Annotated in this window: 16 protein-coding genes; 6 read left to right on the top strand and 10 right to left on the bottom strand. The window is 67.8% G+C overall.

Annotated features, from left to right (window positions below; genetic code table 11):
• The first annotated feature begins 10 nt into the window (after positions 1-10).
• On the top strand, positions 11-235 hold the full coding sequence (locus Q7F20_RS03495; RefSeq protein WP_305738723.1) for a hypothetical protein: 225 nt from the start codon (positions 11-13) through the stop codon (positions 233-235).
• Positions 236-540: 305 nt separating this feature from the next.
• Here Q7F20_RS03495 and Q7F20_RS03490 read toward each other — a convergent pair whose 3' ends face one another.
• Together Q7F20_RS03490 and Q7F20_RS03485 are read right to left on the bottom strand one after the other, a co-directional pair.
• Entirely contained in the window at positions 541-1,146 is a 606-nt protein-coding gene (locus Q7F20_RS03490) for a uracil-DNA glycosylase family protein (protein ID WP_305738722.1), read from the bottom strand.
• Complete coding sequence (locus tag Q7F20_RS03485; RefSeq protein ID WP_305738721.1) at positions 1,143-2,300, bottom strand: TDT family transporter; 1,158 nt, start codon at positions 2,298-2,300, stop codon at positions 1,143-1,145. Before Q7F20_RS03485 ends, Q7F20_RS03490 begins: the two co-directional genes overlap by 4 nt.
• A gap of 151 nt (positions 2,301-2,451) precedes the next feature.
• Here Q7F20_RS03485 and Q7F20_RS03480 point away from each other — a divergent pair, with 151 nt between their 5' ends.
• Entirely contained in the window at positions 2,452-3,330 is an 879-nt protein-coding gene (locus Q7F20_RS03480; protein ID WP_305738720.1) for a LysR family transcriptional regulator, read from the top strand.
• Here the strand turns inward: Q7F20_RS03480 and eno are convergent.
• The 6 genes from eno to Q7F20_RS03450 all read right to left on the bottom strand — a co-directional run bounded on the left by eno (position 3,281) and on the right by Q7F20_RS03450 (position 7,423).
• The gene (gene eno, locus Q7F20_RS03475) at positions 3,281-4,615 is read right to left on the bottom strand and encodes a phosphopyruvate hydratase (protein WP_305738719.1); all 1,335 of its coding nucleotides are present in this window, start codon (positions 4,613-4,615) and stop codon (positions 3,281-3,283) included. The two genes, Q7F20_RS03480 and eno, sit on opposite strands and share 50 nt — an antisense overlap.
• Before the next feature lie 157 nt (positions 4,616-4,772).
• The gene (locus Q7F20_RS03470; RefSeq protein ID WP_305738718.1) at positions 4,773-5,258 is read right to left on the bottom strand and encodes an inorganic diphosphatase; all 486 of its coding nucleotides are present in this window, start codon (positions 5,256-5,258) and stop codon (positions 4,773-4,775) included.
• Positions 5,259-5,305: 47 nt separating this feature from the next.
• A complete protein-coding gene (locus Q7F20_RS03465) occupies positions 5,306-5,677 on the bottom strand; it encodes a CrcB family protein (RefSeq protein ID WP_305738717.1) in 372 nt (123 codons plus the stop codon).
• A complete protein-coding gene (locus Q7F20_RS03460; protein WP_305738716.1) occupies positions 5,674-6,177 on the bottom strand; it encodes a CrcB family protein in 504 nt (167 codons plus the stop codon). Before Q7F20_RS03460 ends, Q7F20_RS03465 begins: the two co-directional genes overlap by 4 nt.
• The gene (locus Q7F20_RS03455) at positions 6,174-6,905 is read right to left on the bottom strand and encodes a 2,3-diphosphoglycerate-dependent phosphoglycerate mutase (RefSeq protein ID WP_305738762.1); all 732 of its coding nucleotides are present in this window, start codon (positions 6,903-6,905) and stop codon (positions 6,174-6,176) included. Before Q7F20_RS03455 ends, Q7F20_RS03460 begins: the two co-directional genes overlap by 4 nt.
• 11 nt (positions 6,906-6,916) lie before the next feature.
• On the bottom strand, positions 6,917-7,423 hold the full coding sequence (locus Q7F20_RS03450) for a universal stress protein (protein WP_305738715.1): 507 nt from the start codon (positions 7,421-7,423) through the stop codon (positions 6,917-6,919).
• Between the two features lie 286 nt (positions 7,424-7,709).
• Here Q7F20_RS03450 and Q7F20_RS03445 point away from each other — a divergent pair, with 286 nt between their 5' ends.
• From Q7F20_RS03445 to Q7F20_RS03435, 3 genes are all read left to right on the top strand, one after another.
• Complete coding sequence (locus tag Q7F20_RS03445; protein ID WP_305738714.1) at positions 7,710-8,198, top strand: hypothetical protein; 489 nt, start codon at positions 7,710-7,712, stop codon at positions 8,196-8,198.
• A gap of 111 nt (positions 8,199-8,309) precedes the next feature.
• Complete coding sequence (locus Q7F20_RS03440) at positions 8,310-8,912, top strand: DUF305 domain-containing protein (RefSeq protein ID WP_305738713.1); 603 nt, start codon at positions 8,310-8,312, stop codon at positions 8,910-8,912.
• Positions 8,913-9,029: 117 nt separating this feature from the next.
• The gene (locus tag Q7F20_RS03435) at positions 9,030-10,208 is read left to right on the top strand and encodes a permease (protein WP_305738712.1); all 1,179 of its coding nucleotides are present in this window, start codon (positions 9,030-9,032) and stop codon (positions 10,206-10,208) included.
• Positions 10,209-10,325: 117 nt separating this feature from the next.
• Here the strand turns inward: Q7F20_RS03435 and Q7F20_RS03430 are convergent, their stop codons facing one another.
• Both Q7F20_RS03430 and Q7F20_RS03425 read right to left on the bottom strand, forming a co-directional pair.
• On the bottom strand, positions 10,326-10,988 hold the full coding sequence (locus Q7F20_RS03430) for a DUF4232 domain-containing protein (RefSeq protein ID WP_305738711.1): 663 nt from the start codon (positions 10,986-10,988) through the stop codon (positions 10,326-10,328).
• A gap of 545 nt (positions 10,989-11,533) precedes the next feature.
• Positions 11,534-12,025 carry a hypothetical protein gene (locus Q7F20_RS03425; RefSeq protein ID WP_305738710.1) on the bottom strand — a complete coding sequence of 164 codons (492 nt, stop codon included), beginning with the start codon at positions 12,023-12,025 and terminating at the stop codon, positions 11,534-11,536.
• A gap of 148 nt (positions 12,026-12,173) precedes the next feature.
• Between Q7F20_RS03425 and Q7F20_RS18670 the strand changes: the two genes are divergently transcribed.
• The coding region (locus tag Q7F20_RS18670; RefSeq protein WP_370871608.1) for a site-specific integrase at positions 12,174-12,546 on the top strand (373 nt) is incomplete at its 3' end.

The following is a 12,546-nucleotide window of genomic DNA, read 5'->3' as shown; positions in this document are numbered from 1 at the left end:
CGGAGACATCATGCAACGAATTTGGTCCTGGATCACCGTCCTTCTCGGTATCGCGGTCCTCGTCATCACCTATGTTGAGGGCGCCGTCGTGGGAGTCTGGTTCGACGACCACGGACTCCCGGACGACATCACCAGCACTCCGGAAATCCTTCTCGGAGTCGTTGGCCTGATCCTGATCGGCGGGGGATTGGCTGCGGCACTGACAAAGCCCAAGCCAGGGGACGCTCGGCGGTAGCGTTCCGCACCTGAGCGTCGGACGCAAACGCTGGTGACGCCGCCGCGTGGGCGGTACCGGTCCTCCGGAGCCGTCCGCGCGGCGGCATCGACTACGCGCGCACCGATGCCCGGGGACGATGGCTCAGGGAGAACGGCATGTGCGGATCACTGCAACCGGACGCCGCTGCCGCTTCCATGACCGCTGAAACGTTCCGAGAAGAACTATTATCGGAACGGATGTCGGAGACGCCTACCGGCTTTCGGGATCCCGTCCTAGTGCTCCGTACGACTCGACCCGCGGGGGGGGGGGGGGAGGGGTGGGTGTTAGTTCCCGGGGTGCGGATGCTGCTGCACGTGCTCGGCCGCGAGGCGGAGGGCCTGGACTGAGCGGGCGTGTTGTTCGGCGCGGTGGTGCCCGTTTGCTGGTGATGGGTGTGGTGCCGCGATGACGGGGACGAGATGAGCGCGCTCGGCGAGCGTGAGGTGTCGCATGACCCCGTCCAGTGCGGTGGTGCCGTAGGTGACAATGACGTTCAGCCCAGGGAGGTGCTCAAGCAGCACGGCCAGAGCGGCTCGTCCGTCTTCGATGTCTTGCCGACGTGTTGGTGTGGAGCTGGGAGCCCAGGGGATGAGGTTCCAGCGGAGGTACTCGTTGCGTGCAAGTCCGGACTCGACGCGGGCCGCGCGGAACGCGGCCGAAGTCGGCCCACGGTTGTCCTCGCTGCAGATCGCTGTATGCGCTGCGGCGATGGTCTGCGGGCCGGGTGACTGCATGAGGACCAGCACTCGGCTGGACGTGCCGCCGGATCGTGGGTCAAAATTCGGGACGAACCGTCGTGAACCGTCAGGTGCGGTGCGCCATGTCTCCGCGAGGGCGTTCAGCGATCGAACGTCCGCGACCTCGTCCGCGAGCTCGCCGGGGGTGCTCATGCCGGCTGTGGTGGTGCGAGGAGTGTGCCGCGGATGACGGAGCCGTGGAAGGTGCGGACGGCGACGATGAGCCATGCGGCGACGAGACCGGTGTAGTAGACGACGGCGAGGACGGCGATGACGGTGAGTCCGGAGTGCAGGGCGAGGCCGTTCAGGCCGGTGACGCAGGTGCCGACGGGGAACGTGAATGACCACCACGTCAGGCTGAACGGCAGGTGTTCTCGGGCGGTGCGGATGGTGATGGCGAGGGCGATGACGGTCCACAGCAGCGCGAAGCCGAGCATCGCGAACCCGTACACGAGCGCGCCGTCGAGGAGCTCGTGGGCGGTCGACGCATCAACCACGGTCGGCGCGTTCGAGGCGAGGAGGTTCACTGCGGTGATGGACTGTCCGACCGGTCCGAGGACGATCCACAGGGTCGGGACCATGCCCGCGGCACCGACCTTGTGCTGCGCGAGTCGGTTCCAGATCAGCGTAATCACGACCAGGGACGTGATGAGGCTGAGGCCGAAGAAGCCGTAGCAGGACCACAGGAGGGTCTCGCGCGCCTGCCCCGCGGGGGCATACGGCAGGAGGAGCGCGCCGGTGGAGGCGGACACCATCGGCGGAACGATCGGCATCAACCAACCCCCGAACGCGGAGTCGGGCGTGTTCTCGTGGCGGGTGAACGCCAGGTACGGTACCAGGACCGCGGTGACGAGGCCGCCGAGGGTGCCGATGCTCCAGAGGACCCAGTCGACGGTGACCGCGGTGGACAGGCCGATCCAGTCCTTCCCGAGCAGGATCGTGCCGGCGCCGACGGTGAGGAACGCCATCGGCGGTGCGCCGTAGAAGTGCGAGATCACCGGGTGCAGGTGGTGCTTCGCTGCGGTGCTCCGGTAGCGGACCCAGTGCAGCACTGCCGCGATGGTGAGGGCGACGAGCAGGACCGCGGCGATCGCCCACACGATCGTCGCCGCGGTGCGCAGGCCGGGGAACTGCAGCGGCAGTGAGGCGGCTGCGACGGCGACGATCCCGGTGCCCATGATCGACGCGAACCAGTTCGGGGTCAGGTTCGACACGATCAGACCGGGCCGCTCCAGCTCCCGGAACAGCCGCCGGTCGCGCACACCGTGCTCGGACGTCGCGGGTGCGTGGGCGAGGTGAGCGGACATGCACCCAGCGTGCGCGTGTGCCCCGTGGTTCGGGAACGGCGGATTCGTTGGCAGGGCACAATGATCATTTGTGGCACCACGGCGGCTGACGGACCGGACTCTGGACCTCGACACCCTCGAGGTCCTCGTCCGCGTCGCGGAGACCGGTTCGTTGACCCGCGCGGCCAACGCGTTGGGAGTGACACAGCAGGCGGTGTCTGCCCGCTTGCGTGCCGCGGAGCAGGCGATCGGTCAACTGCTGGCGCACCGGACCGCGTCCGGGACAGTGCTGACTGACGCCGGCCGCGTGGTGCTCGGTCTGGCCGTCCCGGTGTTGGAGGCCTCCCGGCGGCTCGAAGCCGGCGTCGCCGCGCTTCGAGAACCCGCGGGATCCCTCGTCGTTGCAGCGTCGCAGACGATCGCCGAACTCCTGCTCCCCGGATGGTTGCTCGCCCACCGGGCCCTTACACCCGAGGCCTCGGTGCGGTTGATCGCGGGGAACTCCGCTGCGGTGATCGATCTCGTGCGTTCCGGCGGCGCCGACGTCGGGTTCACGGAGACCCCGGCTGCGCCGACGGGCCTCTCATCGTTGGTGGTCGATGAGGACGAGCTCGTGGTCGTCGTCGCCCCGCTCCATCCGTGGGTAAGCGCTTCGGGCATCACCGCGGATGAGCTCGCGGAGACGCCGCTGCTGCTCCGGGAGGAGGGGTCCGGCACCCGCGCCACGGTCGAGGCGTGGCTCGACGACGCGGGTCTGACCCTGGCCCCGCCGGCGGCGGTGCTGGAAACGACGGGCATCATCCGCGCCAACGCTGGAGCGGGCATCGCGCCCGCGGTGATGAGTCTCCGCACCGTCAGCAGTGACCTCGCCGACGGCGCCCTCGTGCGGGTGCCGCTGCTCGGCCCGCCACTGATCCGGTCGCTTCGTGCGATCTGGTCAGGCCGCCCGGGGCCTGCCGTCACAGCGTTCCTGGACACCGCTCGCAGCTCAGTGCCGGTGGTCAGATCAGTCCGTAGGCCAGCTCCGGGTGCTGCCCGGCGATCTCCGTGAGCCGGTTGTACTTCGCGACGCGTTCCCCGCGGGCGAGTGCGCCGGACTTGATCTGCCCGGTGCCGGTTCCGACGACGAGGTCCGCGATGAACGTGTCCGTGGTCTCCCCGGAACGGTGCGACACCATGGTGGCCATCCCGATGCTGGTGGCGGTGGCGATCGCGCCGAGGGTCTGGGACACGGTGCCGATCTGATTCGGCTTAATCAGAGCCGCGTTCGTCAGCTGCTGCTCGCCGCCCGCACGGATCCGCTGTGGGTCGGTGACGTAGAGGTCGTCGCCGACGATCTGGATCCGGTCGCCGAGCCCTGCCTGCATGCGGCGGAACCCGTCATGGTCGTCCTCAGCGAACCCGTCTTCGATGCTGCGGATCGGATACGTGTCGACCAGGTTCCGGTAGTAATCGTCCAGCCCGTCCCGGTCGAGGCTGTCGTCGAGCATCCGGTAGGAGCCGGCGCCCTGGTAGAACTCGTTCGCGGCCGGGTCGAGGGCGATCGCCACCTGGTCGACGCCCGGCTCGTAGCCGGCGGCGCGGATCGCGGTGACGAGCAGGTCGAGTGCTTCCTCGGGGGCGGCGATCGAAGGGGCGAAGCCGCCCTCGTCGCCGAGGCCGAGGCTGCCGAACCGGTCCCGCACCAGGGCCGCGAGAGCGTGGTAGACGTCTGCGCCGATGCGGACGGCGTCGGCCATCGACGCCGCCGCGACGGGGGCGATCATGAACTCTTGGAAGTCCAGCTTGTTCGCTGCGTGCGCGCCGCCGTTGAGGACGTTGAAGTGCGGAACCGGCATCCGCGGCGTCGAGCCGGTGATCTCAGCGATCCACTGCCAGAGCGACCGGTCCGCGGCGTGGGCGAGAGCCCGGGACACGGCGATCGAGGTGGCGACGACACTGTTCGCGCCGAGCCGGCGGTACCCGGTGGTGCCGTCGAGGTCGGCGAGGGCGGCGTCGACCTGCCCGATCGCAGACCAGGACCGGCCGGTGAGGAGGCCTGAGATGTCGGTGTTGATCAGGTGGAGCGCCTGGGTGACGTCGCGGCCACCGAACGCGGAACCGCCGTCGCGGAGCTCGACGGCTTCGTGGGCGCCGGTGGATGCGCCCGCGGGGGCGTCGCCGGTGACGGTGCGGCCGTCGTCGAGCTCGAGGGAGACGCGGACGGTCGGGTAGCCGCGGGAGTCGAGGATGCGGGCGCCGTGGACGGCGTCGATGGTGACGGGGTGGTCGTGGTGGGTGACGTACTCGCCCTCATGGGCGGCGTGGTGGTGGATGCCGCTGATGTAGTCGTTCATGGTGACGCTCCTTCGGTTCGGTTCGGTTCGGTTCGGTTCGGGTCGTGCGTCGAGCTGGCGTGTGGTTGTCAGGGGGAGCCGCGGGGAAGCGGAGGGACGACCTGCTGGCGATCACTCGGCGCCAGTGCCTCCCCGCGGCGGCCTTGGGGACCGTGGGTCACGGGTGTCGGGTGTGGGCTTCCTGCGCGATGCGGATGACGGCTTCGGCAGCAGCACGACCGGCCCACCCGTTGGTGGTGACGTGCTTGCCGTGCTCGATCTCCTTGTAGTGGGCGAAGAAGTGCTCGATCTCCGCCAGCGTGTGCTCCGGCACATCGGTGATGTTCTGCAGCTGCGCGAAGCGGTCGTCGCCAGCCGGGACGGTGAGGATCTTGTCGTCGCCGCCGTTCTCGTCGACCATGCGCAGCATCCCGACCGGCCGGACCGTGATGACGACGCCGGGGAACGTGGGACGGGGGAGGAGCACGAGGGCATCGAGTGGGTCGCCATCGTCGCCGAGGGTGTTGTCGATGGAGCCGTAGTCCTGGGGGAACACCATGCTGGTGAACACCGCCCGGTCGAGCCAGATCCGACCGGTGGTGTGGTCGACCTCGTACTTGTTGCCGCTGCCGCACGGAATCTCGATCGTGACATCGAACAGCATGGGTACCTCCAGTGCAGGAGCGGGTGTGTGGTCCGTGGGCGGGGTGGTCACAGGGTGCCGCCGAGGAGGATGCCGGCGGTCGCGGCGGCGACGGAGACGACGAGCATCCCGAGCCCGTTGATCGCGGCGGCGGTGATGCGGCCGCTGCGGGCGAGGCGGACGGTTTCGAAGCTGGCGGTGCTGAACGTGGTGTAGCCGCCCATCACCCCGGTGCCGAGGACCGCGACCGGCACCGCGCCGAGGTGGGTGGCGGCACCGACGATGATCCCCAGCAGCAGCGACCCGGTTACGTTGATCGTCAACGTGCCAACGGGAAGCCGGAACTCCCGGCCGGTGTTGATCACTCCGTCGAGGTGGAACCGGCCGGCAGCGCCGACACCGCCACCGAGGGCGACGGCAAGGATGAGCGCGGCGTTCATGCTTCCTCCGTTCGGGGGCGGAACCAGCCGGCGACCACGAGACCGACCGCGGTCGCGATCGCGCCGGACAAGACGGTTAGGAGCGCGTAGCCGGTGCCGGCGAGGCCGTGCCCGTTCAGGAACAGGGCGGCAGTGGACTCGGCGAGGGTGCTGTAGGTGGTTAACCCGCCGAGGAACCCGGTGCCGAGCAGCAGCCGCAGCACGCGTCGGCGGCCGGCGTCGGGCCCGCGGTGCGCGAGCGCTTCCAACAGCACACCGAGGGCCAGCGCGCCGATGATGTTGATCCAGAAGATCGACCAACTCAGCCCGCCATCGGCGGGGAGCACGCTGCTGATGACGTCACGGAGGGCAGTACCAGCGGCCCCACCGACGGCGACGAGACCGACGTACCGCCTCCGCAGATGCACCGGCCGCATGATCGTTGCGGGGTCGGAGACGTCGACGTCCGGGTCGGAAGGGAGCTGATCGTCGGGCATCGGGGTGTTCGTTCGGGTGGTCATGTTCCGCCTTCTGCCGCGACCAGCGCCGCGACAAGCTGTGCTGCTACCGGATCCAGGAACGCCCCACCACGCGGGACGAGGACACCTGTGGCAGCGAGGTGGTACTGCACGGGTTGCCCGGTCGGCAGGTTGAGCCGCTCGAGCTCCGAGTCGGTGAGGTCGTCGATGCATGCGCAGAGTGCGCGGAGCGAGTTCCCGTGCGCGACGACGAGGACGCTCCGTCCTGCCCGCACCATCGGCAGGAGCCGGTCGTACAGGACGGGGCGGACCCCCTCAATGACGTCCGAGAGAGCCTCGGTGCGTCGGAGGCCGCCGTTGGGCAGACCGCGCAGCGCAGAGCTTGACCGCAGTTCCTCCCATAGCAGCAGCGACATCGGTGGCGGTGTGCCGGTACGGGACCTGCGGAGCCGCATGTACTCGTCGTCACCGAGCGTCTGGCGGGCGTCGGTCTTCGTCATCCCGGTCAGGGCGCCGTAGTTGCGTTCGTTGAGCTGCCACACCGCTTCTGTAGGCAGCTGTGTCTCGAGGGCGTCGCAGACCAGTTCGGCGGTGCGGACGGCGCGGCGCAATGTGGAGGTGACCACGACGTCCAGCGTGATGTGCTCAGACCGGAGGCGCCGTCCGGCTGCGGATGCTTGCTGTTCACCGTGGGGCGTGAGCGGGACGTCGAGGAGACCGGCGAAGGTGCCGGCTTCGTTTGCGGTGCTTTCCCCATGCCGCAGGAGCATCAGCGTGCCCGTCACGGGGCATCCGACGGCCGGAACATGGGGACGCCGACCGGGTGATGCGGGACGACCAGCACCGGCCGGTGCTGCTGCTGGGTCAGGTGCGCCGCGACGGAACCGGTGAGCAGTTCCGCCATCCGGCGTCGGCCAGCCTGAGATCCAACAACGATCATCAGTGCGTCACGTTCCTCGGCCACCGCAGCGAGTGCGTGACTCGGATCCCCGACGCGGGAGACGAAGTCCACGTCGACTGATCGCGCCGCAGCGAGATCCCTGATGACCCGCATGTCTTCGTCGGGGAGCTGCTGCGGCTCGCTGTCCGCCGTGTCCGGGTCGATCGGTTCGATGATCTCCGAACCGTCCGCACGCACCCCCGCGGCTAGCAGCGCCGGATCGGCGACCACACACACCAGGCGGGCGCTGAACTGTTCAGCGACGGCAGCCGCGATACCGACGACGTCGGGCCCCTGCCCTGGCTGCACACCGACCACGACAACGCCGGCAGTGTCCGACTCGACCATGACCTCTCCCTACCTCAGGCGCGCAAAAGCGCAACCAGCTGAGATAGGGACTGTTGTCGACGAGTGTCGAGGTTGGGTCTGGCAAGCCCCACTGCCGGGTCCGAAGACCCCACCAGTATGCACCCACCGCCCCATGCCCGCACCGACGATCTTCCGCATCTCGATACCTGTGCCGGCTGCTGCCTTCCGCGATCCTCGGACGGCGGGTACCCCTTGGGGGTACCATCACGGTCACCTGTCGCCTCGCACGGCTGACGCTCTCCGCTTCCTGACCCACTGAAATCAGATGATCATCACCACGTCTCCGCGTCGCCGGCTGCTGTTGCAGGTCACGGCGACGGTGGCGTTGCTGCTACTGGTCGGGTTCACGGTCCTGATGCACACCATGGCTGGGCACGCCGCCGACCACGAGCATCCGATGACCGCTCCTACCGCCGCGATGGAGCACCATCCCACCGCCGCCACCGGTCCCATCGCTGCCACCGGTCACACCGCGGCCGCCGATGACACCGAACATGCGGTTCCCGCGATTGCGGCGATGGCTGTCCTCACCGATGCCGGCTGCGACGGCGGCTTGTGTGCGCTGATGTGCTCCTTGATGGACATGACGTGCATGCTGATGATCGTCCTGTTCGCGTGGGTGCTGCTCCGCGCCCGCAGCGGCGGGGTGCTGCACCTCCTCGCCCGGCTGCTCGCCCTCGCAGCCCACGTGGCCCGCCGTATCCCGGTGCCGCGACCGCCGTCACTATCGGCGTTGCAGATCATCCGAGTCTGATTCCACCCCGGCGGGTCCACCCACCCTCCGGGAGCACCCGCATGCCCAGACCCCGGGCAGGCATCCGCCTGCCCGCACCCATCTGACGCATCAACGGAAACGGAATCCACCATGCAGACCACCACCACGCGCGCCCTCGCGGCCGCCGCAGCCCTCACCATCGGGCTCACCCTCGCCGGCTGCTCCACCACCAACGGCAGCCGCTCCGACACGTCGTCGTCACAGTCCTCGTCGTCCGCGGCGTCGCACAACGATCAGGACGTCCTGTTCACGCAGCAGATGCTGCCGCACCACCAGCAAGCCATTGAGATGAGCGACGTGCTCCTCGCGAAGGGCTCCGGCGTGAAGGCTGACGTCGTGACGCTGGCGAAGCAGATCGAAATCGAACAGGACCCCGAGATCAAGACTATGACCGGGTGGCTGACGGCGTGGAACGAGCCGACCCAGATGCCGAGCACGTCCGGGATGGATCACTCCTCGACGTCGGGGATGATGTCCGACTCCGCCATGCAGGACCTTCAGAACGCGTCCCCGCGGGATGCCGGGAAGCTCTACCTCGAGCAGATGATCCAGCATCACACCAGCGCCATCGACATGGCGAAAACCGAGGTCACCAAGGGCAAGAACGCTGACACGGTCGCACTGGCGAAATCGATCGTGAAGAGCCAGACCGAGCAGATCGCCCAGATGCAGGACATGCTCGCATCCAAGTGACACCCGGCGCGCGCCGAGGCAGGCTCGACTGCCCCCTCGGCGCGCAACCGGTCCGGTCTCCCTCATCCGCACGACGCCGCGGGACACTCTGCCCGCACCGCAACGAAGTAGGTGTACATGTTCGTCATCAACGCGCTCGGTGACGCCCTCGCCGCCGCCGGCTCCATGGGGTGGGAGATTCTCTGGCCCCTCATCCTCGGCTTCACCCTGTCCGGCATCATCCAAGCCGTCGTCCGCACGGACCGGATCACGAAGCTCATGCACGACGACTCGCCTCGCGCGATCAGCGTCGCGACCGGACTCGGCGCACTGTCGTCGTCCTGCTCCTACGCGGCCGTCGCACTTGCACGGGCCCTGTTTCGGAAAGGCGCGAGCCTGTCGTCTGCGATGGCGTTCGAGGTCGCGTCGACGAACCTCGTCGTCGAACTGGGCCTGATCCTGGCGTTCGTGATGGGGTGGCAGTTCACCGTCGCAGAGTTCATCGGCGGTCCGATCATGATCATCCTCATCGCCCTTGGCTTCCGGCTTTGGATGCGCGGCAAGATCCTCGACGCCGCCCGCGAGCAGGCCGACAAGGGGCTTGCCGGATCGATGGAGGGGCATGCGGCGATGGACATGTCCGTGCAGGGCGATCAGGGGTTCTGGCGGCGGCTGTTCTCAAGGCCGGGGCTGACGAGCGTGTCGCAGTACTTCGTCATGGACTGGGCGTCCGTGCTCCGCGACATCATCATCGGCCTGCTCATCGCCGGCGCGTTCGACGCGTGGGTGCCGAAAGTCTGGCTGCAGGCGGTGTTCTTCGAGGGGCATCCCACGCTGGCGTTCATCATCGACCCGATCATCGGACCGATCCTGGCGATGGTGAGCTTTGTCTGCTCCGTCGGGAACGTCCCCCTCGCCGCAGTGCTGTGGAACGGTGGGATCAGCTTCGGTGGCGTGATCAGCTTCATCTTCGCGGACCTGATCATCATTCCGATCATCGTGATCTACCGGAAGTACTACGGCTGGAAAGCAGCGCTCCGGATCACCGGGATCTTCTACGGCGCCATGGTCCTCGCCGGCTACGCCGTGGAGCTGCTGTTCACCCCACTGGGCCTGATTCCCACGAACCGGCACCTGAGCATCGTGGCGACCTCGATCAGCTGGAACTACACCACTTGGCTCAACATCGTGTTCCTCCTGATCGCCGCGTTCCTGCTGATCGTGTTCATCCGCAGCGGTTCCTGGTCGATGCTCCGCATGATGAGTGCCGCACCCGAAGACAACAGCCACAACCACTCTGACAGCACCAAGAAGTGAGGATGGACGCCGCCGAGGGCACCTACGGGCGCCGTCCGGCATTTCTGCGCTCCGGGTAGGGCAAGTTGGAAGGAGCGCTAGCGCCGTAACGAGGTGCAGCGAACCCGAGGCGGATGGTCAGTGGAACGCGCCGACGGTGAAGATCTTTTCGCTCCCCGCGGAGCACCCTTTCACGCCTGTGGCGGCGATGAACAGGCTCGTCGTTGACCCCGGCGGGTACACGCGGAACCCGTCACCGGTCGCAGGCTTGCACGTCGCCTGATCGAACGCGTCGGCTTGGACGTAATGGAAGTGCGCGACCGCTGTGGTTCCCGGCTTCAGCGACACGACCTCGTGCGCGGTGCTGCGGTCGAACTCGGCGGGCTGGCCGATCTGGGTACCGTTGTTGTTGCCGACGAGGGAGACACCAGGCCAGCCCTGCAGGGTGCAGTCGGTTGTGCCAGTGTTGGTGAGCTGGAGTTCCTCGTCGACGTTCGACGCGCCAGCATCCTGACCGGCGAACACACCCTTGAGGTGGTCGGTCGTACAGCGGGACGCGTTCTCATCCGGGGCTCGTCCACCGGCGCCCGTACCGGTGTCCCCACCGGCGTTGTCAGTCGCCGACGCGGACGGGGCCGACGACGACGAAGCTGACGCTGGCGGTGTCGCGGCGCTGGAGGCCGTTGCGGTGACGGTTCGCGTGGCGGTTGGTGTCGGCGTGCTGGTGGAGCTGCACCCGGCGAGCACCACCCCGAGCGTAACGACGGCGGGTGCAAGAGCCCAACGTGCATTCGTGTTCATGCCCCTAGCCAAGAGGACAGGCGTGGACCCGGACTCAGGGTTGTACCGGAGTAGAACTGTTGGTCGATCGCGCTTGGCGTCGTGCGAGGCAAGGAACGGCCCCCGTACCGTTGGTGCGGGGGCCGTCCTTTCCTTGCCTGGTTACCGTGTGCGCCACAGGTCGAGCAGGAACCTGGCGATGGTCATCGCGAGGGTCGCGATGCCGAGCCAGGGGATCTGCCGCCTGCGGTGGGTGTCCTCGTCTTGCGACATTGGGCACCACCTCCTTGCGGGTCCGGCGCCGGCGGACACAAGAAGCGGGTGCACCAGGGATGCAATCCGGGCGGACCCGGTTTACACTGGACCCGAGTTTCTACGCTCGGGGTCGCCTCACGGCCCCTGGCTTTCCACTCGGAGGGCCAACTCGGACCCGCTCCTGTTGCCGCAGGGGCGGGTCTTTCGTTGTCCCTGTGGGCTGAAGCTCCGGCGCGGTCGCTCAGCCTACGAGCAACCACTGTACGGGCGGGGGAGAGCGCTACTGCGATCGCCACCATCCTTCGTGCTCATCAGACGATGGATCGATTCGTCCGCGGGTTCCGCCGCGACCGTCGCTCAAGCCAGGTCCGCGGTCGTTCTTGGAGGGCGTGCTCGTATGCGGCGAGCCAGACGACTGCTCGAGTGTGGTTGCGGTTGCCGACGACTGCATGCCAGATCGAGGGCAGCAGGATCACCATCGCGAACGCTCCGAGGGTGATGCAGACAATGAGGAACACGACGTAGCTGATCCATCCCTCCTCGGGTTTCGGCGGTGCGGGGAACACGTCGTGTGGGGTGACGCTGAGCATGACAGCGATGACGGCAACGCCGGCTGCCTCGAGAGTGAGGAGGAGCGTGGTTTCCTGGTCGGCGGAGCGTGCTCGCAGTTCGGCCAGGACGCGCAGCTGCGTCGCGTCGTCGGCGCGGACGAACGCGTTGAGGCGCTCTCGGGTGACGTCTTTATTGTCATGGAGGTGCTGCTGTACCTCAGGGTGGTCGCTGGGTCGCGCTCGTCTGATCACGACGTCAGAGCATTCCACTACAGACGCCCCACGACGACACCCATCGACCGCCCCCGGATGTCACCGTCCGGCACTTCGGCTCGTCGTCTGGTGACGTCGGTCGGGGTCCGTACAGTGCTGGTAGCCAGGATGTGAATTAGGAGCAGTCATGACCGACGCGTCTTCGCACGATCTCGACGCGGCTGGGACCTCTGTCCTTACTCGATCACTGAGCCGGAGCGCGACCGCGGCGCAGCGTGCTGCGGCGGAACGGTCCCGGACGGCGTTCGCCCGGCAACGTGCTGCAGCGGGCAACGGATCGCCGGCTGGTGCAGGTGCGGCGGTGGTGGGGCCGGTGGGTGCGTCGCCGCGGCTTTTCGCCGAAGCGTCCCTGTCGCCGAACACCATCCGCGCGTACCGGTCGGACCTGCGACAGTTCGCGCGGTGGCGTGCCGGATTTGTTGACCACGAAATCTCCGAACCGCACGAGCTCGAGCAGATCACCACAGCACCAGTCGACCCGACCGAGGTCGCCGCGTTCC

The organism is Curtobacterium sp. A7_M15 (assembly GCF_030705415.1).
Classification (GTDB): Bacteria; Actinomycetota; Actinomycetes; order Actinomycetales; family Microbacteriaceae; genus Curtobacterium.
Note: the sequence above shows the minus strand (reverse complement) of the source record. Positions and strands in the feature narration are given on the sequence as shown.

Coding starts and splice junctions, on each gene's coding strand:
- Q7F20_RS03460 (WP_305738716.1), bottom strand. CDS start 6,177: ATGACCACCCGAACGAACACCCCGATGCCCGACGATCAGCTCCCTTCC.
- Q7F20_RS03465 (WP_305738717.1), bottom strand. CDS start 5,677: ATGAACGCCGCGCTCATCCTTGCCGTCGCCCTCGGTGGCGGTGTCGGC.
- Q7F20_RS03495 (WP_305738723.1), top strand. CDS start 11: ATGCAACGAATTTGGTCCTGGATCACCGTCCTTCTCGGTATCGCGGTC.
- Q7F20_RS03450 (WP_305738715.1), bottom strand. CDS start 7,423: ATGGTCGAGTCGGACACTGCCGGCGTTGTCGTGGTCGGTGTGCAGCCA.
- Q7F20_RS03440 (WP_305738713.1), top strand. CDS start 8,310: ATGCAGACCACCACCACGCGCGCCCTCGCGGCCGCCGCAGCCCTCACC.
- Q7F20_RS03435 (WP_305738712.1), top strand. CDS start 9,030: ATGTTCGTCATCAACGCGCTCGGTGACGCCCTCGCCGCCGCCGGCTCC.
- Q7F20_RS03430 (WP_305738711.1), bottom strand. CDS start 10,988: ATGAACACGAATGCACGTTGGGCTCTTGCACCCGCCGTCGTTACGCTC.
- Q7F20_RS03470 (WP_305738718.1), bottom strand. CDS start 5,258: ATGCTGTTCGATGTCACGATCGAGATTCCGTGCGGCAGCGGCAACAAG.
- Q7F20_RS03490 (WP_305738722.1), bottom strand. CDS start 1,146: ATGAGCACCCCCGGCGAGCTCGCGGACGAGGTCGCGGACGTTCGATCG.
- Q7F20_RS03455 (WP_305738762.1), bottom strand. CDS start 6,905: ATGCTCCTGCGGCATGGGGAAAGCACCGCAAACGAAGCCGGCACCTTC.
- Q7F20_RS03445 (WP_305738714.1), top strand. CDS start 7,710: ATGATCATCACCACGTCTCCGCGTCGCCGGCTGCTGTTGCAGGTCACG.
- eno (WP_305738719.1), bottom strand. CDS start 4,615: ATGAACGACTACATCAGCGGCATCCACCACCACGCCGCCCATGAGGGC.
- Q7F20_RS03485 (WP_305738721.1), bottom strand. CDS start 2,300: ATGTCCGCTCACCTCGCCCACGCACCCGCGACGTCCGAGCACGGTGTG.